This is a genomic window from Enterobacter sp. PI-10, from assembly GCF_027947695.1.
Lineage (GTDB): Bacteria > Pseudomonadota > Gammaproteobacteria > Enterobacterales > Enterobacteriaceae > Enterobacter > Enterobacter vonholyi.
Genome location: NZ_JAJNOG010000001.1, coordinates 229,143 through 249,846, shown reverse-complemented (window position 1 = coordinate 249,846; position 20,704 = coordinate 229,143). Strand labels below are relative to the sequence as shown.

Here is a 20,704-nt window from a genome sequence, read left to right as displayed (position 1 = left end):
GGCAAAGGTTTTGAAGATTTGATCCCCCCCTGCCCTGATGCGATTCATTCTCATTTGATATCGTTGCATTTGAAATGATTTCGCATGGTATGTAATCGAGTTGACGCCGCCGCGCTATGCCGAATGTTTGTTTACCTGTTCGAGTTTCTGAGCGCCTTTCCCACGCCCGGAGACAACATGCCCAGAGACGGTTACTGTCGGCACCTCCTGCCCTACAGCATGCGAGAACTGAATGGATGTCACGTCCTTCATCTCCACGCCATCAATCACCAGGCGAACGAATTTTCCATCGCGGTATTCAATGCTGAGGTCTTTCATTACGTGCTCCAGTGAGACGCAGGATCGAGCGGGTAGCCATTGGCATCACAGCCTATTACCGCGCCGCTCTTCTCCATTCTCTGTTTCGTTGAGTCGTGATGTGCTTTGCACAGTGGCTGCCAGTTCTCTTTATTCCAGAACAGGTACTGTGCTTTCGATATAGCAAGTGGGTTGCCCGACTTCAACGCGTCTTTGAGTTTGTGCGGTTCGATATGGTCAACGACTGTGGCCGCTGTGATCCTTCCCTGCTGTTCGCACATCGCACACACTGGATGCTGTTGCAGGAAACGAAGGCGGGCTTTGTCCCATCGGCTTCCATAGATGCGAGGTTCTTTCATGAGGCATCCATTAAATTAATTGTAGCTTCACTCGCTAAGAATTATCTTATTATCTCCCTTGTTACAGGAGTTCCAATATGACTAATTTCACAGTACGTGTTGAGTTGCATGATGCAGATAGCGATGATTATGAAAAGCTTCACGATGAGATGAAGGCAGAAGGTTTCAGCAAAAGAATTAGAACCGATGATGGCACCTGGGAATTGCCTACTGCCGAGTATTCGATGGTCTCTGAACTGAAACCTTCGCAAATACTAAGCAAAGCAGAAGCCGCCGCTAATAGGGTGCAGCCAAAACCTAAACCTTCAATACTTGTCACCGGCCAAGAAACTCCCCGTATTTTCTCGGGGCTGAAAAAAGTTAAGTGATAACCTTCGGCCCAGCTTCAGTTGGGCCTTGTTCCAATCGCCATGCTTTACGCCGCTCTGTCCTAGGTTCATTGTCAGGGTGGTGTTCAACCGTCGGGAGGTCAGCGTGGTCCACCAGCGAGTAACACGGGTAAATCACCCGGCCACCGAATGCCTCACCGACGGCGTAATCAGCTGCCAGCGTTTTATTCCATGCGCTTAGCATGCGCGCCAACCTGCCCTGAGGAGGGCTATAACATACGCCGTGAATCAGCTTGCTTAATACGATGTGGTCACCACAGACGCGGTCCGCATCCACCAGCATTCCGGCTATCTCTTTCTGATACTGCGGCGGTCTGCCGGTACCGAGATAAAAGCTCAGCATGTCGTCAGGGAAACGCGCCAGCCAGTCAGTTACCTTATCGGTGAAACCCTGCACAGGCAGCGCGTCGTCTTCCAACACCACTACCCGGCAAGGTTGCTCTGCGGCCCATTCGATAGCGCGCCGGTGATTCCAGTTCGCACCGTGGTTACCTTCATCAATCAGCAGATGTGCATCCATCAGTTCAGCAAGACGTTGCACATGTCCTAAGCGGGAATGATGACCAACCACCACAAGCTTAATCTCTTCAGCCACCAGCGCATCTCCAATAAAAAAAAGCCGCACGAGGGCGGCTACTGTTTGTATATCAGGGTGTTACTTCGCTTTAACCCCGGGTAAAGTGGATGCTCAGCCCGTCAGTGGTGGGACACTGGTGTCCTCATATAATGAGGGGGCTGATTACCTCACAGGAGAACAAGGAATGAATACTGAATTAGGCGATGTTTTGATGTCACTTCAAAACAAGAATAAGACCCTGGAAATACAGCAGATTGTTCAAAGTTTGATAATCAAAATGTTGCTTGCAAAATCCTCAATGGAAGATCAAAAAGCGATTATAAACATAGTTAAAAGCTCGCTTCAAAATTCTCATAGCGATCCGGAAATGGGAATTAAAGAGATCGCGGTAGCGTATCTTGAAGAGACTTTCGAAATTCGCTAAAAGCAATTGAACTCGACTTGATAGAGATTTTTACCTGTCTAATAGCATCCTTATTTGAGGATGCTATTTTTTTCGTTCCATATACCTTTTTTCCTTTCTTCATCTTATCCTCACTACCTTCTGCTATAGAGTAATCATTTATGCTTCCACCAGGCGCTCTCCTTACCGATCCCATCAGTTTTGAAAACGGTGTGAACCAGAGGGCCGGTTACCAGCCTTTCAGCGAATGACTGCGCAACGATACCGAACGCCAGCATGTCCCCCACTGCGGCGCCAGCCTGTTCTTTCTTCCAGAAACGATAACTCTCGATCCGGTAGTAAAGGCGAATAATGCCGTGAGCGAACGCCATCACATCAGAACGGGTGCCACCCAGCAGGCCAGCATTAAGCATCACATCGTTGCGGTGCGCTTCAATGAACTCCTGATATATGCGTTCCGGATGATTCTGCTTTGCCCAGGTATCGGCGTAGGTCTTTGGTTCTGATCCGACGTACACCTTCCCAGGCTCCATTTCTTCCCATGGCGCGCGAAGCATTTCGACATCGGTACCATCGGTACACCAGACGAACCGGTATTCAGGGTGATCGCGCAGGTGCTGCCAGATATGCAGCCAGCGCCGGAAGTAGACATTCATCTTCACGTCAGGAACGCGGTACAGCTCTACATCTGTCGGGGCCGCCTGCAGCTGATCCACCAGCGCGATACGGCCACAATTTCGAAGCGAGACAGCCCACTTGGTCAGCATGTCAGGTGCGGCCGCCATTTTCGTGCCGCGCTGCGGGTCTGGCTGGCTGGTAAGCAAAGTTGTTATTACCACGTCGCGCTGAGATCTATATTCGGCATAGCCTGTATATCCTGAATCCCGGCGCTGCCCGTAAATCACAGCGTTCTTTTTATCGAGCGCTTCACGTTCTGGCCTCGGTATGCTGCGCGTGCCTTCTTCGTATTCATCCATTGAGTGAATCAGCTTTTCAGAGCCAACCACATCAGCGAACGCCCACGACGTTAAGCCAGCGTTATAAATCCGAAGTGCCAAATCAGGATGCTCATACATGCCCCGGCCATACACCGGATCGAACCCACCCACCTTCTCGATAACGCTGCGGTGGTAGTACAACATCACGCCACGCTGCCCGGTGTAAGTAATGTGCTTATCATCCCGGTACAGAACGGTCATATCGTTAATCTTTCGCGGACCAGCCAGATCGAGAAACTGATAAGCCAAGTGCGGCTCTGGAGATTCGATGTAAGGCTGGTGCCAGTTATCAGCAATGGGCCAGGCATCATCATCCCACAGAAAAAGATGCTCGCACCCGGCATCCATCAAGGCTGACAGGCTGGCGTTCTTCGAGGCAACAATGCCGAGTGATGTTTCATTGCGAAGCAGCTGCACGCCGTCGGGGACTACCGCTGGAGGTTTTGAACCATCATCGACCACAAACACCAGCGATCCGGCAGGCAGGTGCTTCATGTGCTGTTCAAGCGCTCTTTTCAATACGTCGGCGCGCTGGTGTGTCGTTATTGCAATGCCTACCCGTGATGAAATGTCGCAGGCGGGTGCAAAAGGGATACCATCAATAGTTACCTGCATAAAAATTCCGCGCATAGGTTAGACAAGAGAAACCCCTAATGATAATTTCAATAAGCAACTGATTTAAACTCAACCAATTAAACAGGATTACCAAATGGATAACGTAGATTTTTCATTGATCAGACAAAGAGCTGACCGCCAAGGTAATGTGCTTAACAAGCTAAGAGATAATTTTTTCCAAGAAATAGTGCAAGAACATCGCGAAATGTATGGAGATTCAAAATCAAAATTATATGACATATCCTACAATGATGACGTGTTCAAACTGGACTTATCGCCTATTGGTGTGAATGTACACATTGAAGAAAAATTTATCTTTCAAAATAGAACCGTTGTTAAGCAAATTTCATTTATGCACCGAGATGATTTCACAAAAGAAAAAATAAACATCATAAATTTCTTTATTGGTACTGATGGGCAATACTCATTAAAAGAAAATGGCGAACCTATAGGTTTAATCAGCTCCGAATATTCTTATGACATTTTCTTCCCAAATCTATTTAACGCCCTTAAACAGCAGGGCTTGTTAACATCTGATTACTAATCCAAAATGCGGCAGGTATTTGGTTAGCACCTGCTGCAAAGAATTATTCCTTGGAGAGGACACCAAATCACATTACGCTTAGGGGGATATTGCCATCGCGCTGAGTCTAACAATGGTGATGGCAATATAAATTCCCTGAGGCGGTCATTTTTTCTCATCTAGTAACTTATTTATTCTTTCTTTTGCAACTTCTAACATATGCAATCCAGCATTTAAACCACCTGCTGTTCGAGAAAAATGCTGATTGATATCAAAATAAGTATCTTCGACAAACCCTTCAGTGACTTTGCTTACCTTGGCGCTAGCGATCCACTCTAAAGCAGAGTCTTGAATATCAATATTAATTTCAAATCCTCTGTATTCCGTCTTCATGGTATCTCCATATATTAAGATCTTCTGGAGTTAGCATGACACGCATCTCAACACATGATCAAGTATCGAGTAACACACGGAAGTGGCTCTGTAATGCCGCTATTGCTGCTGTCTTTTTTCTTCGGCTTGCCTGATGTCGGCTTTATCGCGATTGCACTGACCCAGAGCAGAAAGCAGACTGGCATTCAGGGCAACGCTTTGCCCCCATGACATCGGATCCGGGATAGCCGGATAAGGCGTCTCAGCCGTGAGGTTTGCCGGAAGCGGCACCACCGGCACCTTGATGTAAACTGTCCGCGTATTGCTGCAGCCGCTTAACTGCGCCATCAGGAACAGGGCGGCGAGCACAATCATCGTTCGCAACAGCAACCTTGATATCTGACGAGGCTCCCGATGCGTCCAGTGCGATCTGCTCTTTTGCATGCTGGTTGACCTCGGAGATGGTGTTGAAAATGGTCATGGTGGTCAGAACGTTAGAGGTCACTGACTCAGCGGCGTTAATCTGCTGCTCTGCGGTTTCTGCGCGCGTCTGCTGCTGACTGGCAGCGTTGTGGTAGTGCATTGCCAGCCAGCCAAGGCAGACAATCAGGCACACCAACACCACGGAGATAATGGCGGTAAGGCGGTTCACTGATCTATCCCCCAGCATGCCAGTGCGCTTTCCTGGACGCGACGCTCGACCTGACCGTAACAGCCATTTTTCTGGCCTTTGGTCAGGCGACAATCCCGGCCGCCGTCTTTAATCCACCAGCGTATAGCCTCACAGGCACCTTTCCGGTCTCCGGCGTTAATTCGCTGATAGAACGTCGACGGGTAGCACTTTCCGGGGCCGATGTTGTACGGACAGAACGATGCGATGCCTACCTTTTGCGGTGCTGTCAGAGGGACCTTAATGTTCTTGTCGACCCAGGCAAGCGCCCTATCACGCTCGATAGCGTTGACCTTCCTGCATTGCGCCTCGGTAGCAGTCATGCCTTTTACCACGCGCTTGCCGTCGATAACTGTCACGCCATGGCATAGTGACCAGACGCTACCGGGATCCATCACAGCAATGAGCGCATTGCCTTCTTTCTCACTGATGAACTGGTCAAACAGCACTGGCGCTGATGCTCCAGCGGCAATCAGGGATAACATGACAGCACTGAGTTTTGCTCTTGTCGATGCCATGTTAATTATCCTGTGGTGGTGCGGTGATGTAGCCCTTCTTCAGGGCCTTCTCGTATGCCTTGGTCTGGCGTCTTTTGAAGTAAAGGTTGGTCAGGTAAGTGGCTATGCCGATAAGAAAACCACCAACCACTGCAACCTTGTTCCAGTCGAGGTCGTGCAACCATTGCAAAATGCCGCCTCCACAAATAAGACTGCCGGACACGCAATACGAGACTGCGGATGCAATTTTGTCAGGCATATATCGGATCATCTCTATCTCCTCGCGTAATGGCGGGAGCTGTGTGTAAGGGGTCAGGCTCTCGGGACGATTTAACAAGTAGGCGTGTCGATGATGGTTCCCGGATCCTGAAATAGAAAAAGGCCACCAAATGGCAGCCTTAGAAAAGAAAAACCTCGCCGAAGCGAGGCTATTTGAATTTGAGGCACCTCATCCAACAAACCACCCGAGGTTAATTGGATTTTGACGAGATGCTTTTGGATGAGCGCTGAACCCAAAGGTCAGTATTTTCACACAGCAATTTTGCGAAAAGCAGCGCCCATTCAAAATGAACTTAAAAACACATATCGGACAAGAAGAGCAATTCCGTATAGCGAAATCAGGATACCAATGATACCTATCAGAGCAACCTGCCCAGGGTTAAATGTCACAGTCTGGTTACCCTGACATCAAAGAGCTAGAAATGGTGCCGACTACCGGAATCGAACTGGTGACCTACTGATTACAAGTCAGTTGCTCTACCTACTGAGCTAAGTCGGCATTGGTCCGCCGCCGGGGCCTCGAACCTCGTACTACAACATTTAGTTGCCGCTCTTCCCGATGAGCTAGTGGCGGTCTGGTGGCCCTTGCTGGACTTGAACAAGCGACCGGGCGATTATGAGTCGCACGCTCTAACCAACTGAGCTAAAGGGCCGGGAGCGAGATGATACACAGGCCAAATTAACCACGCAAATCCAAAGGTAAAAATCAGACGTTTCTCCAAATATATACTCATCGAAAATGACGCGGATCACATAATGCGTACGCGCTATAAGTCATATTAAACAATGAATTAGAAATGGGAGACATCTATGCAGCTTTCAGGATTGAAAGAATTACACAAAGACATGAGACGAAATGGTGTTACTCGGACTCAGTTTCAGTACCGGCATAATCAGGTAGCCTTCGATGTACTGTTTTTCACAGATGGCTCCCCATACAAACTACTTTTCGGCGCTATAGGCGAAAAGTGTTGTTTCGTGGTAAACGTCAAACCGGGCTATTCAATAGATCCCTTCTTACAGCCTAAATCGGCATATAACGACTTATGTCGTGTTTTAGGTATCGAGTACGACCCTAAAAATCCTTTCAGTACTGCAAAATTCTTTCGACACTTTGCAGAAGCAGTTCCACATACAATAACAACGACCAAAGAACCGAAGACGCCACTAAACATTCAAGCAAATCTTAGCGATGAGGGAGATAAAATCTTCTTCAGCCATTGGCGAAACAACGGTGACAGCAGCCATGTAACTGGCGCTAACCTTGAAAAAACGCAAAAAGCATTTGGAAGCGAGATCGCAAATTTCTGCCATGAACGGAATATCAGTAGCTGCTGGACTGTAACGGAGAAGAGAAAACCTGAGTAATACTGAACAATGTAAGCTGTGTGACGCAGTGACTACTCTTAACAGACTACAATAGTTTTTGCGTACGCGTGAGGTTTATTTTAAATTATTATTCGAAAACAAAAACCCTAGTTCACTGGCTATTTTTTCAGCACACAGAGGTTCGCAATGCTTTTAGGTGATAATGAAAGATACATGATAAAATGTGATGTCGATCTTGATCCGTTTCCCAAAGAGGCACCATCTATGCTTCTTCGGAACTGTATGCCTACTCTATTCGAGTTGAAGAAAAAAAAGGAAGCATTCTACGAGGTCAATAAAGGACGTTCAGTTATACGCTTGGTGGACATCAAAGAAACCCAATCCGATTATCGACTCCTATTCCAATATGCTAATCGTGATGTTTCAGATCCTGCATTTGCTAACCTTAAAACTGGTGAACGACGCATAGCGAAAAAAGACGAGGATGAGGGTCTTGGTGCGACCTTACATATGGTTATCGAGAAGAATGCAAAAAACGAAGCTTTTCCAAACACTTACACAGCTGTGATAGAAGAAGTTCCAGGAATTACCAGAGCTCTTCTTTCACAAGCTTTGACCGCATTTTTCAAGCACTGTGGCTTCACATTCAGGAAACCTGATGGTAAAAACGATTTAGTTTGCAGACCTATTGTTAGCATCGATTTCCATGCCTCTTCAACTTTAGAAAAAACCCTCTCCACAGGCTATCTAGCCGGAATAACAGCCGTCAGGAAGGTAGCCAAGGATTCCCTTGATGAAGAAGGTTTGATCAGAGTAGATGAAGAAATTTTGAAGATCTCAACAAAATTTAAACGAGGTGAAGGCGCAGTAAAAGCGGTGAAGCGTGCTTATGATAAGCTACGCGGCATGGGTTACGGAACTATGCGCATAACATATAAGGATGCCAACAGGCGAACTGGTAGCGACAGCTTTAGTTTGAACACAGACCGAAGTCTGAAGGAACTTGCTACAGCGCAACTGGCACAAAGGGATAAGGCTATCCTAGCGACAAACATAGATGTGTGCCAAGAACAAATGCACCCTGAACTATTGAGAAAAATGATCACTTTTCTGGTAAAATGAATGTAACTACAGGAGGGAGGGATATGTCACTTTTTGCTAAAATATTAACGCCTGTTGACTACCTGATGATCTCACATAATGAGAAAAAGTGGTTTGACTTCTTTTTGCCAGTTATTGCTGCAGGCATAGCGGTGCTTATTTTAAATCTTTTACCAAAAAGCATATCAATAATTGGTAAGGATAGTTTGGTTTCTTTGGTCAATGGCATTTTACAAATCCTCTCTGGTTTTTACATAGCCTCTATGGCAGCCGTCGCTACCTTTCAAAAGAAAGGGATGGATAGCGTTATGGACGGTGTCCCCCCCAGACTTAGAGGTAAAAAATTGACAAGACGGAGATTCTTAACATATCTCTTTGGTTATTTAGCGTTTATAAGCATAACACTATATTTTGTTGGCGGAGCTTTACAACTCACCAGCAGCAGCATTAAAGAATTTCATATTTTCCAATATGGTTGGTTAAAAAACATCTGTGTATTTATTTATCTTTCTTTTGTATGCAACATTTTATCAACAACTGCTTTAGGAATGTTTTTCATGATTGATAAAATGCACGAAGAAAAAGCTGAGCTTAATATCCCTGAGAAAAACAAAGTGAGTAATGATAACGATGATGAAGACCAGCGTTAATGCTGGTCTTAGCAAAATTAAATATCCAACATACTCCGAACCCCAGCGATAAACCCAAGTGCGGTCTGTAAATCTTTCCTTATGGTGCCATCCGAGCAATTTCTCGTTTTTGCAATTGAACGCAAAGATATACCTACCACGAAGTGAGCTATAACAAGCTCATACTCTTCTGGCTTATACTTCCGCAAACGCGCCACACAACCGTCAATCATGATCCCTTCATCATCATCGCACTGAAGGCGTGATTTCTTACCATGTGGCAGAAGTCCTTTGAATCCGGCTGCGATTGGTTGCCAGTCGACCCCGTTACTATCAGCAGCGGCCCAGGCTCCCCAACGATCCATAACGTCGTACATATCACGCATTAGTTTTTCCTTCACTTGTTCTTTTTCGCTGATGAGTGTCCCCTGAGGGCTAGATTGTTTTAGCGATGTTTCCTGTTCCATACCTCAAACCCTCGTCACGTTGCTGGCTTCCCAATCGAGATCAAGCTCGCTTTGCGGCTTACCGACCAGGTAGTTAAATGGTTTTTTCTCGCCTTCCAGGAACTGGTGAGAGCGAGAGTCGAAATTAGCTCCGATGTCACCGATCCACCCTTCCCCTTCTCGTTGCTTCAACAAACGAATCATTGAGGCGGGAAGATTGATTGCGGCCTTTTCGTCTTTGTCGAGGCTCTCATAACCCATACGATCCGCTTTTCTCTGCGCCAGCTCACGGGGAATGTTGCGCCAGACGGCCATAACGTTGTCGGGCATGTCAGTCAACGCACCGGTGCCTTTTACGTCCATCTTTCCAGTTGGAGCGGAGTCGTTTGTTTTTCTGGCATGGGTAACCAGCAGGACGTGACAGTTATGCTCGTTCTTGAAGTCGCACAGTGTATCGATGAAGTCCTTCTGACCTGTGTAGTCTTCTTCGTCTAACCCACATTTAGCCAGGTTATCTATGACGAACAGCTCAATGCCATAGCGACGCCGGGCATAGGCAAAAATCTCAAGAAGCCGGTCGGCTTTGGCCGTTCCAGTGAGTTTGAATACCCAAAGGCGGTCAGAAAACCATTCGTTGGTCATAATGATTTCTTCACGCTTCGGTGAGGAGGTGCAGATGGTTTGCCGCGTGAGTCGGGCAAGCATTTTGCCTGGTTTAAGCTCCAGAGAAGCAATACAGGTCCTGACGCCCTGACTCATAGCATCAATCGCAATATGTCCAACGAGCTCGGTTTTGCCATGCCCATTCACGCCATTGACGAGGGTCAGCTCACCGGCACGGAACTTAAAGTTGTTGTTCAGCGAAGCCCATGGGCTTGTAAACAGGCCAGTATCCCGATGTTCGAATGCCTCGATAGTTTCCTGAAGCAAATCCCCTGCTGAGCAAAGCTCATCGGGATCGAAGAATTTAGCGCGCTCCATGTATTCCAGAATGGAGTCGCTGTCCATGCCGTTCATCAGGCAATCGTTGATATCTTTGTGCGGAAGTTCAACCATGCGGCAACGATGTTCACCAAGACGTCTGGCGATTTCTTTTGCAGCTTCACGGCCCACATCATCGTTGTCCAGGCACAGCCAGATTTCCTGAAAGCGATCGAGGTTGTGGTACTCATATTCAATCCACTGCTGCTTGGCACCCTTCCCACCGCCAAATGGAACAGACAGGGCATCATAGCCAAGCTGCGTAAAGGTCATGCAGTCAATCTCACCCTCGCACAGCACTACCAGACGGGTGTTTTTATCCAGTGCCTGCCAGCCAAATAGGCATGGTTCACAATCAGCTTCAGCCATGATCAGCTTTTTGCCGTTTGGCCGTTCGGTACCAATACGTTTTACCTGCAGCAGTTCGCCGTTCCGAATGTACGGGAATGCCACGGCAGGCACTTCGCGGTTTTCGTCGTGGTACCAGACCACCGCGTCTGTCACTTTAAAACGATCGGCTGTTTCACGGGTAATGCCACGCGAAGCAAGGTAGTCGTAGCATTTGCTGGCCGATTTAACGCCCTTCCTCGTCGGACGCGAGAACGTTTTTTTCTTCGCTTCGAAGTGGTAATCGTCATTTTTCAGGCCAAGAAACTCTTTCGCTTCTCGCATAGCGTCATGCAGCTGACAGTTACGCACTAGCACCCAGAGATCCAGTAGGTCACCACTGTCACCGCTGGCGAAATCAGCCCATGACTTTTTACCACCGATATTAACCTTGAGGCTTTTGCCTGAGTCACCGTTAATATTGCCAGCACACCACTCTTTGCTTTCGAGGTGTCCCTTCGGAAGGAGAAACTTAGCGACGCGTTCAGCGTTATCCCATAATTTTTCCGAGAGTTCAGCAGGGGTCATTACACACTCCTCAAATCAAATTTAACAAAACACCACGACACAAAGTCCTTGCGCAAAACACCATGGTTGTATCCGGCCACAAGCAACCTTTTGATGAGTGTTTTCATTTGCGTTGTCCGCCACGATTCAAACGCTCAATAGCCGCCTGATTAATAAAAACCTCAGATGAACCGTCATTTGACGGAGTGAACCATGAGTTTGATGCTGAGCCTCCCGGAGTGGAGGCTACTGAAGGATTCGACGTTACGACTGGTTTCTCATCATTCCAGCGCTCACCGTTCAAATACGTAGCAGGAAGTAACTTGTCGAACCCAAGTTGCTGCGCCCTAGCTCTTATTCGAATGTCATCAGCTAGCAGTGTGGCGAAGTCCTCTGGTGTGCCATGGTTAGATTTTTTCCATTCCTTAAATTTTGTTTGAAAAGCAGACCTAGCCTTGACCTTTGCATCCTTACGAAGTCCAGCCATCCAAAAGATATTTTCAAATGCTGCTTCAACTGGATCACCGCTGTCGTCCCCATTCTTTAGTTCTGACTTTTCCTGTGCAGGTAAACTTTTCTGTTCATCTGGAGCATCACAATTTGTCCGAGGAAAATCGGACATTGTATTTAGTTCCTTTCCTTTCCCTTCCTTTCCTTCCTTCCTTTCCCCTTGGTACGCGCCATCATCGCGTGGTTCACGCGTGCTCATCGCGCCACAACCCGCATCAGATAAGGGTTTCAGAATTTCACAGCCAGAAATGGCCGGAAGCTCAGATTTTGACTCTTTATTGTTAATAACTTGGTGGTTTTTGAACGAAGGAATCACACCATACTCACCCGTGTTATTAGCGTACTTAACGAGAAAACCACGCGTATTTAACGCGTGAAGTACGCGTGACATATCAACTTCGTCGTAAGGAAGAATCGCAGCTTTAAGCCTTAAAGGCCGCCATTTAAAGCGACCTTCCCGGTCGCATTGAGTCCAAAGACCTATAAAGGTCAGGCGAACTGGCAACCCTGTTTCTTTCTCAAGTTCGAATAACTCATCATGCAGGAAGAATTCGGGTTTAATTGTTCTAATGCGCGCCATAGCTCCCCCTTTCAGAATGGAAAGAAAGGACCATGTAATAGACTACGAAGTATTGTCTCTTTTTTATGAAGCTCTGTTTTTCAGGTTTCATAATTACGCTTCTCCATTTATCAGGCCGAGTAAGTCCCCAACCTGATGGCTGTATTTGTTCTAATAGCGGGTTATAAATTACTGGTTCAGTTTTTCTTGCGTCTGGCTTCTCTCAAAACTGAATCAGCTTCACCAGCGTTGAATTTCAATGCAGCGGCAATGCCAGGGAGATACATCAGCATTTCACCGATATTGCGGAGATCTTCTCTAGCAGATTTATCATCGTAATCGGCATTATCACATGCCCAGAAAATCACGTTCCCCATGGAACTGAGACCAGAAATAATTCCATCAAAGGCATCATGAGAGTTTGAACTTATTTTATTGAGTTCATCCGTAGATTCATTCCTTGAACAGGACCTAGTGAGAATTTGCTCAATCTGACTCATGATTAACCTCCGCGTCCTTCACTGACAGCCAATGGTTTGCGTACTTGAGCAATTTTGGCTCTTCAAGATTGTCTAGCTTATGGCCTCCATGCTTTACAGCTTGTTCCAGCCAATCTTCTAACAGTGTGAAAAAACCAACAATCTGTCCTTTAAGCGCATCCTGTTCGTCAGTAAGTCTCCCGGCAGAAAAACCTAAGCCACACATATCCATGACAACAAACTGTAGATTGCCTCCTAACCCTCTCCCATTCTCACGTAAATATTTGAGGTAAATCATTCCAAGTGCCTTTCCTGACTCACAACCGCCAAAATAGCCACCATCTCGCGGAACGCACCAAGAGTTGTAACCTGGCTTACCCTCAATTCGGTCTACAAAAGGAAGTCTTGCCCAAATAGAGCAGCGATTTTTGTGAAACTTGAGTTGAGTTGATTTAGACATTAGCCACCTCCTGAATACGAACGCGACCAGTGGAAGAGAAAGCGTAAAACTGCATAGATGCCGTACCAGCATCAAAACCAGATGATACTTCGACAATCAAGCAGCAAAAGTTTGCTAAAAAACCAGTTTGGCGTAATACCAGAAAGCAACAATGATATTTTTTTTCAGGGCGAGTTTGGGTATCATGAGAACATGCCATAATGTAATCCTTAGTTACGTTTTGGTTAGAGGCCCAGCCCGGACGGCCATCCGGATGGGCTTCGCACTGCACTAGGTGTATTTCACCTTCACTAAAAAAGCTACTCCATGGTGAAATACACTGCAAGCTTTTTTTAAATATTTTTTTAGCGTATACTGACATACACCTAATCAAAGGAGTGTCAGTAATGGCAACAGGTGCAAAGAACGCGAAGTCGCAAATGACTACTGTACGTATTCCCCATGAAGTGATGGAGGACATAGAGTCACTCAAAGAGGATGGCGAGAGTACCGCTGGTTTTTTAGTTACTGCAGCAAAAGGCGAAATCAAGCGTCGGCTACGCAAGAAATCTAAAGACGATCCCGAATAGTGAACATTCGGGCCCCCAAAGGCAGCGTTCCTGGCGCTGCCTTCTTCCTGCCCAGAGTGGCCAATAAGCATTAGCGAACCTCCAAATTTTTACCGCCGCCAACGAAATCAAGCTTCAACTGACTGAGGCTTTCTACCAAAGATTCCGCTTTTTCGAGCAGTACAAGATCGTCCTGACGTTTACGCAAACGGCGGCCGGCGTCACTTGAGTCTTCATCCGATACCTTACGAGCTCCAGCCACAATCGCCTGCAGTTCTTGAACTGAGTAATTGAGGTAGCCATGGGCCTGACGATCTAACTCTTCCATGTAATCGTAAACCTTAGCCTGCAGCTCGTAGCTATAACTCATTGCCATCAGGCAGGCCTCGCGTTTGGGGAAGTTGTAGCAAGACTGGGCTCGCCCTTTGCCATCAATGTAATCTCCAAAAAATTTTGGAGATTGAGTTTCACCCAAGACTTTTGGCACTTTCGCCATAAAACTGTCGTGGCGAAGCTTACGATATTTTTTACATGGGAAGGACATCCCCTCCTCTTCCGCTTTCACCTGACGTTCGGTATTGATGTAATCGACCATTTCTAAGCTACTCATAGTCGGCGTAGAAATGCCATGCAGGCCGATTTTAGGTTGAGAGAGGTCCTCCCCAATAGGGGCATATAATTTATTCATGATGGTTTACCTATCTTTAATTAGTTGATAGCTGTCGCAACAATTAGATCTTAACCAGATACTAATTAAACGACACGCAACAAATGCACATAGGGGATTCTTTATCAGGCTACCTCCATCCGAGACTCTTCGATGCGCTGGTTAATCCAGTCATCGATTTCACTTTCGACAAAGGCAATGGAGCGGGAGCCAATTTTGATGGAAGATGGGAATTTACCCTGACTCATAAGGCGGTATAACCAAGCCTTGGAGTAGCCGGTTCGGCGCTGAACTTCAGAAAGCCGAATTAAAGATTGAGACATGATAACTCCTTAGTATTCCAATGTAGTACACAGAAGAATACTAAGAAGGTTGAAAGCCATTTGAAATACCAAAAGCACTCCATTAATGACTTGTTTTGACTAGACAAAAAAACGCGAACCAATCTAAATTACGTCAGGACAAAAATGGACAATAATCATCTGTTTTTGTCCACAGATGAGGATAATGAATCCCAACATCTTTGTATTGTTTTTCTTTCAATATCATTTTGCATAAAATTTGATCGAGTAAATCTATAAACAGCCGATGCAGGATTAGAACCACCATGATTATAAAAAAGCTTAAGCAATTCAGTAACGAAGGCTCTTTCAGCAAGAGAATTGTCATTTCTGGTAGAAATTACCCCAGCTCTTGCTTTATCTATTTCGGCAAGGACTCTTATAAGACTATCATCTTCACCATGAAATACTCTTCCATGCCACTCAGGTAGGTAACTAAACAAACTATTTTTTTCGAGCTCGCAAATTTCTTTTAAAAGCTGTTTATACTTATCAAGTGTTTCAATTCCATCCGCATAAGCTTGTCTTATTTCTCCTGATGCATAACCATACATAATATATACTAATCTTTTATGAAATTTATATGGTCTGCCATTGAATAATTCACGCTCCTTGTCAGTGAAGTCATTAATCTGCTGCCAATATGCAAACATATCAGCTGCATGCACCCCAGATATAACTCTATTCAAGGCCTTAAATTTTATATACCTATTAGGATCAATAACAGGGAGAATAACCACTCCCCCATCTAACAACGCTCTCGCGATGTATTTGTCATTCAATATTTTAGATAAGATGTCATTACAAAAAATGATTTCTTCATGTGAGCAGATAGTTTCATGTTTTTTCTCTAGATGGCGTAGAAGTTCGTCAAAATCCTCATGAGTCTTAATATTACTATAAATAGCATCAATTTTATTTCTTTCATCAACCCAACGTCGAAAATCATATTTGCCAGATATAAAGCTTAGATTTTTCGCTTCGGGAAAAGAAGGAATCCATAACGGGTTGCTATCATCAATTTTTTTTATGATTTCAAAACATTTTTTTAGAGAATCTGCGTTCACCATTAATACCCCTCACAATCCTGACTTTAGCAACTATATTACCCATTAGGATAATGTTTTTTCACAAAGCTAACTAGAGGAAGCCATTTAGTTTAAATATATTATCGTCTACTGAGGTAAACATGTCCATCCCTAACCGTATCCAAATACAGCATTATGAAAATCATGGGTGACTATTATCGGATACAGAATTAACGATATTCCAGCCTAACCATACGATTCACTAATTTCCTGGCTTATCCATTCATTAAATTTAATTTCGATGAATTTGTATAAGTTGCAGACATGACAAAAAAACCTAGTCACGAATGACAGGTTTGATAAATGATTTAAATTTTATAGAGAGATGTATTTAAAATGATACACAAAGTTTTAAGATAAAAACCTTGATATATGATATAAGAATCGAATAAAAAATACTACTGCAGTTAGTTTTAACTGGAGAGAGGGACGAAACATCCCTAACCACATGGATTCACGAAGCCGCAATACACAGCTTACTTGTATCCTTAATAAGAATACGAATCCAAATTTTAAAGAACTATCAGTATTATCGCTTAGCTTCTTCCAGTTTTTCTAGGAGAAACTCATGAACGAGTTTTGAAGACAGTGCAGCCTACATTTCGGTAGGCCAACCCATTCATTTTAAAGAGCAGCGTGCTAAAAACGCTATGGTAACTCGCTTTTCAGCGACGTAGATTGCTATAGCAATCATTGTCTGTACAAGTACAAGATAGATCACTACTGTCTACATGTCCAGTTATCATTGATTTTAGTTGTGGTTAAAATGTTGGAAAAGCTTAACCCCCTATCGAACCAAAATTTACTTATACCTGTAACCTCTTTTAAGGCGCAAACAATGAGTGAAGAACGTGAGTACAAGAATCTAAACCTCAACAGAGACTGCATTGAGCCTCTTACAAGAGAATTCTGCGCCCAAAATGGGTTAGAACTTCGTTTTTTTGGTCCAAAGCCCGGTTCGCCAGGACTTAGGATTTGTATTGGTAAAGTTGGTATTGAGGATGGGACACTTGATGTTCACTTCATCAAAAATGAGGGCACTACAACCCTTCAGTGGAATACAGGTAAAAACCATGACATTAGTCATGCGCTAGCCGACGTGTTGCTTGACACAATTAACCCTGATGAGTTTAAGAGCGTGAACATGACGCTCATAGGATTTGAGAGGGAGCAAATACGAACAGTTATAGAATTGATGACAGAAGGGGATGATGCTGAGTTCACACTTGATACTGCTGAGAACAATGGGAGCTTAGTTTTCAAACTAAATTGTAAGGCTCACGGAGACCACCTTGTGGTAACGCATCATTCAACAAGACGCCTACAGATCCAGGGGCGTCCACTGACCTGCTATAGAAAACTGGTTTATCTTATGGCGGATATGTTGGATATGGCAGGTCTGGAACTGGTGCTTAGCCGACGAGATGAAAGCGTCGCTGAAATTGTAAGAAAGGAAGTTGCAGCAGAGTTCTTAAGGAAATTATTACCGAACTCCTACGATAACCTGCCTAGTATCACGAGGAATTTGCTACTTGCTGGCCAGTGTGTCAAAATCTCAAGCCCACAACTACCTGAGTACTCCATGCTCTTTTTCCCAGAGCTTAGATCGCTTGAAGGGGCATTAAAAGGTAAGTTAGCTAGCTTCGGTTTTGACTCCGATCAGAACGATTTTGGATATTTCTTCTCTCCTGCCGGGGGTGGGGGTTTCGAACTTAAATCGTCATTCGATGGTCATATCAGCGATGAGCAAACTAGAAATTTGCTGGGTAAAGCCTACACTTTTTTCAACAAACATCGCCACGGTCTCTTTCACATGCAAAGCGTTGAAGATGCTAGCAGACAGATCGGTTCCATAGAGCAACTTCTAAGCCTCTCCGCAGATGCTTATACCCACTTGGATAATTTGTATAGATAATATGTTTAATATCAGACAGATAGATAACAATATGTTTCCAATAGTTGTTATAGCCACAAGCTACAACAACCCTTTGTCTTGTCTGAACTCTATCGCTGAACATCTCCATGACCAAGAGTTTAGCGGTAAGGTACTTTTTGATTTACTGTGCTCTAATGGTCTGGAGAGCAATAGGTTCATGTCGGCTGTTTTTGACGGTGATAAGTTTAGTAAAAGCACGTTCAAAGTTGAATCCCTAGACACATTCCCTTTAGAGATTGTTGAAAACCAAAACGCTTACTTTTCAAACCATAAATGGTTGCTTGCGAATTCAATTCTAAGCAACCATCAAGTTCTTAATTTTCAATAAAATACCTAGAATATAAAGATACATTTAATATAAATTATCTAAGTAATCAGCATACCACTGAAGCATCTCACGCCGCCCATCAATGTACTGAGCATGATTGTATGTGCCACGTATCGTATTTCTATCAGAATGCGCCAGCTGCGCCTCTATCCAGGCAGAATTGAATCCCTGTTCATGTAACACAGTGCTCATGGTGTGCCTGAAGCCATGGCCAGTAGCTTGACCGGCATAGCCAATACGTTTAATCACCTGGTTAATGCTGGCTTCGCTCATCGGCTTCCCTGCGTCATTACGCCCCGGGAAAACATACTTTCCTCTACCGGTAATCTCTTTGAGTTCGAGCAACAGCTTCTTGGCTTGTCTCGGAATAGGAACGAGGTGTGGTCGGCGCATCTTCATGCGCTCTTTTGGGATTAGCCAGAGATCTTTGCTGAGATCAAACTCGGACCACTCCGCGGCACGAAGTTCGATAGTTCGAACACTCAGGTACATGAGAAGTAATGTCGCGATGCGGGTAATTTTACTGCCGCTGTATGCGTCGACAGCTTGTCTGAAGGGACCAAGTTGAGCTGGTGAGAGATGAGGGAAATGTTGCTGTTTGGGGGATTTGAGAGCCCCAGCCAAATCAGTCACTGGATTGTACTCGGCCCTTCCGGTGATGACAGCATAAGTGAATATCTGGCGGCAAGCCTGTCTCGTTTTCTTGAGCTTATCCAGGACACCGCGTTCCTCCATCTTCTTTAGAACAGAAAGCATGTCCATGGGTTTAATATCGGTAATCGCCTTTCTACCGATATAAGGGAAAATATCTTTTCGCAGATATTCGAGAATGTCGTCAGCATAACCGGAAGACCAATTCGGTTTCTTATGTTCATGCCATTCAAGTGCAAGAGACTCAAAACTGTTATTCACCGCGAGTATTCTGGCTTGCTTCTCCGCCTGCTTAACCTCAGACGGATCTTCACCATTAGCGAGTAATCGCTTGGCTTCATTTCGCTTATCTCTCGCCTCAGCGAGGGTTACATCAGGGAAAACGCCAATAGACAGGAGTTTTTCTTTTCCTGCCAGGCGGTACTTCAGACGCCAGTATCTGGAACCATTCGGGTTAACTAGCAGGTACAGGCCACCGCCATCCGTCAGTTTGTAGGGCTTGTCCTGAGGCTTAGCTGTGCTTATCTGGCGTGCCGTTAACTTCATTGGGGGTATCTCTTTTCATTGAACCTGCATATACCCCCGAATGTACCCCCACTTTGGTGTGGATTTCAATACAATTTAGTAGACGTAGGGAGAGCGAGATTTAGCTTGATTGCTTGGTATTACTGGATTGAGTAGACTTTGAGAGACGTTAGTAGAAGTGATAATGGCACGCCCTGTAGGATTCGAACCTACGACCTACGGCTTAGAAGGCCGTTGCTCTATCCAACTGAGCTAAGGGCGCACTGAGAAGTGTGTACTTCGCGGTGGTGAAACGCGAAGAATTATACGGTCAATGGCAGGTGAGTCAATGCCTTTTCCGTTTTCAGAGTCAATTACCGCTAGCCGATTGTAAATACGGCTATTTTCTCAACATTTTGTCCTGTTTCACCGTAAAATTTAGCGCTGCGAAAAGGCTTAGTTGCATTTAAGTAACGCCTGCTGTTTTCCCGAACCTCAGCTCGTCACACTAGAGTCAGGTATCCCGGCCGCCTGGAGGCTGACAGACAACAGGACAATGGAGTGACAGCGCAAAACCTGATCGATACGCCCCCCCGGTTACAATACATATCTCAGGACATCGTCGGCATTAAGCTTGAGCCCATCGTCGCCCTTACCTCCTTGCGCCAGGTTGGCGTCGAGGTCCTTAGCGTTCTGGCCGACATGCGGCACAGTGAGGACTTTTTTTGCGATCGGTCCGCAGACTGGTCGATAACGCTGCTTGAAGCGCAGCTTGCCGCGTTAAAAAATACGCCGCACGGTCATAACCTTTTTATTAATCTGCCGATAACCGTTCTGACAGAGCCCACGTCTTTTCAGCGACTTATAAGATTATCCTGCGTGCCGCTCAATATTGAGTTTGTCGACCCCGCGTCCATTTTGGCGCTTTCCGTCGCACAGAAGCAGTTCGTGGTTCAGAATCTCCATCAGTTGAGCAGACGAGGGCACGCAATCTGGCTGGACGACATAGATGACGTCTTAGTGCAGTCGTTTTTATCCTTTCGACTCCCGTTAAGCGGCATCAAAATAGATAAGGAAGCATTCTGGCGTTTACGCGACACCCCTGAGTTGAGGCAACTGGTTTCCCTTTGCTTTCAGCTTGCCGGGAAAGTGCTTATTGAAGGTATTGAGACTGAACGCGATCGTACCTGTGCACTGCAGGCAGGCGCAGATCTCGGCCAGGGGTATTACTGGCCGTCCTGGACATGGCCGGAGGATTAGAAAGCCATTTCCAG

28 protein-coding genes and 3 tRNA genes are annotated in these 20,704 nt (G+C 45.5%); 10 read left to right on the top strand and 21 right to left on the bottom strand.

The window, feature by feature from the left end; translation table 11 throughout:
* Window positions 1-114 precede the first annotated feature (114 nt).
* Window positions 115-318: a hypothetical protein gene (locus LRM19_RS01235; protein ID WP_271366986.1), complete on the bottom strand. Its 204-nt coding sequence runs from the start codon at window positions 316-318 to the stop codon at window positions 115-117.
* A complete protein-coding gene (locus LRM19_RS01230) occupies window positions 318-656 on the bottom strand; it encodes an HNH endonuclease signature motif containing protein (protein WP_271366985.1) in 339 nt (112 codons plus the stop codon). Before LRM19_RS01230 ends, LRM19_RS01235 begins: the two co-directional genes overlap by 1 nt.
* 77 nt (window positions 657-733) lie before the next feature.
* Here LRM19_RS01230 and LRM19_RS01225 point away from each other — a divergent pair, with 77 nt between their 5' ends.
* A complete protein-coding gene (locus LRM19_RS01225; protein WP_271366983.1) occupies window positions 734-1,024 on the top strand; it encodes a hypothetical protein in 291 nt (96 codons plus the stop codon).
* Here LRM19_RS01225 and LRM19_RS01220 read toward each other — a convergent pair.
* On the bottom strand, window positions 1,017-1,670 hold the full coding sequence (locus LRM19_RS01220; RefSeq protein ID WP_442876237.1) for a hypothetical protein: 654 nt from the start codon (window positions 1,668-1,670) through the stop codon (window positions 1,017-1,019). The two genes, LRM19_RS01225 and LRM19_RS01220, sit on opposite strands and share 8 nt — an antisense overlap.
* 136 nt (window positions 1,671-1,806) lie before the next feature.
* Between LRM19_RS01220 and LRM19_RS01215 the strand changes: the two genes are divergently transcribed.
* On the top strand, window positions 1,807-2,046 hold the full coding sequence (locus tag LRM19_RS01215; protein WP_271366981.1) for a hypothetical protein: 240 nt from the start codon (window positions 1,807-1,809) through the stop codon (window positions 2,044-2,046).
* Window positions 2,047-2,180: 134 nt separating this feature from the next.
* Here the strand turns inward: LRM19_RS01215 and LRM19_RS01210 are convergent, their stop codons facing one another.
* Window positions 2,181-3,638 carry a glycosyltransferase family 2 protein gene (locus LRM19_RS01210; RefSeq protein ID WP_271366980.1) on the bottom strand — a complete coding sequence of 486 codons (1,458 nt, stop codon included), beginning with the start codon at window positions 3,636-3,638 and terminating at the stop codon, window positions 2,181-2,183.
* Window positions 3,639-3,732: 94 nt separating this feature from the next.
* Here LRM19_RS01210 and LRM19_RS01205 point away from each other — a divergent pair, with 94 nt between their 5' ends.
* On the top strand, window positions 3,733-4,182 hold the full coding sequence (locus LRM19_RS01205; RefSeq protein WP_271366979.1) for a hypothetical protein: 450 nt from the start codon (window positions 3,733-3,735) through the stop codon (window positions 4,180-4,182).
* Between the two features lie 144 nt (window positions 4,183-4,326).
* On the opposite strand, the gene LRM19_RS01200 is transcribed toward LRM19_RS01205, so the two are convergent.
* The 6 genes from LRM19_RS01200 to LRM19_RS01170 form a co-directional block, all read right to left on the bottom strand.
* Window positions 4,327-4,554 (bottom strand): hypothetical protein, encoded by a 228-nt coding sequence (locus LRM19_RS01200; RefSeq protein WP_271366978.1) that lies wholly within the window; start codon window positions 4,552-4,554, stop codon window positions 4,327-4,329.
* A gap of 99 nt (window positions 4,555-4,653) precedes the next feature.
* On the bottom strand, window positions 4,654-4,977 hold the full coding sequence (lysC, locus tag LRM19_RS01195) for an Rz1-like lysis system protein LysC (protein ID WP_442876236.1): 324 nt from the start codon (window positions 4,975-4,977) through the stop codon (window positions 4,654-4,656).
* A gap of 204 nt (window positions 4,978-5,181) precedes the next feature.
* On the bottom strand, window positions 5,182-5,721 hold the full coding sequence (locus LRM19_RS01185) for a lysozyme (RefSeq protein WP_271366974.1): 540 nt from the start codon (window positions 5,719-5,721) through the stop codon (window positions 5,182-5,184).
* A 1-nt stretch (window position 5,722) separates the two neighbouring features.
* The gene (locus LRM19_RS01180) at window positions 5,723-5,971 is read right to left on the bottom strand and encodes a class II holin family protein (protein ID WP_058654329.1); all 249 of its coding nucleotides are present in this window, start codon (window positions 5,969-5,971) and stop codon (window positions 5,723-5,725) included.
* Between the two features lie 431 nt (window positions 5,972-6,402).
* Window positions 6,403-6,478, bottom strand: a tRNA-Thr gene (locus tag LRM19_RS01175).
* A 77-nt stretch (window positions 6,479-6,555) separates the two neighbouring features.
* Window positions 6,556-6,632 (bottom strand) — tRNA-Ile (locus LRM19_RS01170).
* Window positions 6,633-6,789: 157 nt separating this feature from the next.
* Between LRM19_RS01170 and LRM19_RS01165 the strand changes: the two genes are divergently transcribed.
* The 3 genes from LRM19_RS01165 (at window position 6,790) to LRM19_RS01155 (ending at window position 9,059) form a co-directional block, all read left to right on the top strand.
* The gene (locus tag LRM19_RS01165; protein ID WP_271366973.1) at window positions 6,790-7,347 is read left to right on the top strand and encodes a DUF6037 family protein; all 558 of its coding nucleotides are present in this window, start codon (window positions 6,790-6,792) and stop codon (window positions 7,345-7,347) included.
* A gap of 147 nt (window positions 7,348-7,494) precedes the next feature.
* Window positions 7,495-8,430 (top strand): hypothetical protein, encoded by a 936-nt coding sequence (locus LRM19_RS01160; protein WP_271366971.1) that lies wholly within the window; start codon window positions 7,495-7,497, stop codon window positions 8,428-8,430.
* Window positions 8,431-8,453: 23 nt separating this feature from the next.
* A complete protein-coding gene (locus LRM19_RS01155) occupies window positions 8,454-9,059 on the top strand; it encodes a hypothetical protein (protein WP_271366970.1) in 606 nt (201 codons plus the stop codon).
* 17 nt (window positions 9,060-9,076) lie between these two features.
* On the opposite strand, the gene LRM19_RS01150 is transcribed toward LRM19_RS01155, so the two are convergent.
* The 6 genes from LRM19_RS01150 to LRM19_RS01125 form a co-directional block, all read right to left on the bottom strand.
* On the bottom strand, window positions 9,077-9,424 hold the full coding sequence (locus tag LRM19_RS01150; RefSeq protein ID WP_271367674.1) for an antiterminator Q family protein: 348 nt from the start codon (window positions 9,422-9,424) through the stop codon (window positions 9,077-9,079).
* 84 nt (window positions 9,425-9,508) lie between these two features.
* Window positions 9,509-11,380, bottom strand: a complete 1,872-nt coding sequence (locus LRM19_RS01145; RefSeq protein ID WP_271366969.1) for a toprim domain-containing protein — start codon at window positions 11,378-11,380, stop codon at window positions 9,509-9,511.
* A gap of 103 nt (window positions 11,381-11,483) precedes the next feature.
* Window positions 11,484-12,449, bottom strand: a complete 966-nt coding sequence (locus LRM19_RS01140) for a hypothetical protein (protein WP_271366967.1) — start codon at window positions 12,447-12,449, stop codon at window positions 11,484-11,486.
* Between the two features lie 176 nt (window positions 12,450-12,625).
* A complete protein-coding gene (locus LRM19_RS01135) occupies window positions 12,626-12,928 on the bottom strand; it encodes a hypothetical protein (protein ID WP_048026855.1) in 303 nt (100 codons plus the stop codon).
* Window positions 12,915-13,367: a hypothetical protein gene (locus LRM19_RS01130; protein WP_141240646.1), complete on the bottom strand. Its 453-nt coding sequence runs from the start codon at window positions 13,365-13,367 to the stop codon at window positions 12,915-12,917. Before LRM19_RS01130 ends, LRM19_RS01135 begins: the two co-directional genes overlap by 14 nt.
* A complete protein-coding gene (locus tag LRM19_RS01125) occupies window positions 13,360-13,566 on the bottom strand; it encodes a hypothetical protein (RefSeq protein WP_271366964.1) in 207 nt (68 codons plus the stop codon). The genes LRM19_RS01130 and LRM19_RS01125 overlap by 8 nt, the downstream gene beginning before the upstream one ends.
* A 187-nt stretch (window positions 13,567-13,753) precedes the next feature.
* Here LRM19_RS01125 and LRM19_RS01120 point away from each other — a divergent pair, with 187 nt between their 5' ends.
* The gene (locus tag LRM19_RS01120) at window positions 13,754-13,936 is read left to right on the top strand and encodes a YlcI/YnfO family protein (RefSeq protein ID WP_176463071.1); all 183 of its coding nucleotides are present in this window, start codon (window positions 13,754-13,756) and stop codon (window positions 13,934-13,936) included.
* Between the two features lie 70 nt (window positions 13,937-14,006).
* On the opposite strand, the gene LRM19_RS01115 is transcribed toward LRM19_RS01120, so the two are convergent.
* The 3 genes from LRM19_RS01115 to LRM19_RS01105 all read right to left on the bottom strand — a co-directional run bounded on the left by LRM19_RS01115 (window position 14,007) and on the right by LRM19_RS01105 (window position 15,993).
* Window positions 14,007-14,603: a Rha family transcriptional regulator gene (locus LRM19_RS01115; RefSeq protein WP_271366963.1), complete on the bottom strand. Its 597-nt coding sequence runs from the start codon at window positions 14,601-14,603 to the stop codon at window positions 14,007-14,009.
* Between the two features lie 104 nt (window positions 14,604-14,707).
* Window positions 14,708-14,905 (bottom strand): helix-turn-helix transcriptional regulator, encoded by a 198-nt coding sequence (locus tag LRM19_RS01110; RefSeq protein ID WP_271366962.1) that lies wholly within the window; start codon window positions 14,903-14,905, stop codon window positions 14,708-14,710.
* Between the two features lie 155 nt (window positions 14,906-15,060).
* Window positions 15,061-15,993, bottom strand: coding sequence for a hypothetical protein (locus LRM19_RS01105; RefSeq protein ID WP_271366960.1), 933 nt, complete (start codon window positions 15,991-15,993; stop codon window positions 15,061-15,063).
* Between the two features lie 856 nt (window positions 15,994-16,849).
* Here LRM19_RS01105 and LRM19_RS01100 point away from each other — a divergent pair.
* Window positions 16,850-17,926 (top strand): type II toxin-antitoxin system RnlA family toxin, encoded by a 1,077-nt coding sequence (locus LRM19_RS01100; protein ID WP_271366959.1) that lies wholly within the window; start codon window positions 16,850-16,852, stop codon window positions 17,924-17,926.
* Window positions 17,892-18,275, top strand: coding sequence for a type II toxin-antitoxin system RnlB family antitoxin (locus LRM19_RS21170; RefSeq protein WP_407065520.1), 384 nt, complete (start codon window positions 17,892-17,894; stop codon window positions 18,273-18,275). The genes LRM19_RS01100 and LRM19_RS21170 overlap by 35 nt, the downstream gene beginning before the upstream one ends.
* 24 nt (window positions 18,276-18,299) lie before the next feature.
* Here LRM19_RS21170 and LRM19_RS01095 read toward each other — a convergent pair whose 3' ends face one another.
* Both LRM19_RS01095 and LRM19_RS01090 read right to left on the bottom strand, forming a co-directional pair.
* On the bottom strand, window positions 18,300-19,472 hold the full coding sequence (locus tag LRM19_RS01095; protein ID WP_271366957.1) for a tyrosine-type recombinase/integrase: 1,173 nt from the start codon (window positions 19,470-19,472) through the stop codon (window positions 18,300-18,302).
* Window positions 19,473-19,636: 164 nt separating this feature from the next.
* A tRNA-Arg gene (locus LRM19_RS01090) sits at window positions 19,637-19,713 on the bottom strand.
* Between the two features lie 278 nt (window positions 19,714-19,991).
* On the opposite strand from LRM19_RS01090, the gene LRM19_RS01085 reads away from it, so the two are divergent.
* Window positions 19,992-20,690, top strand: coding sequence for an EAL domain-containing protein (locus LRM19_RS01085; protein ID WP_271366956.1), 699 nt, complete (start codon window positions 19,992-19,994; stop codon window positions 20,688-20,690).
* Window positions 20,691-20,704: the final 14 nt, after the last annotated feature.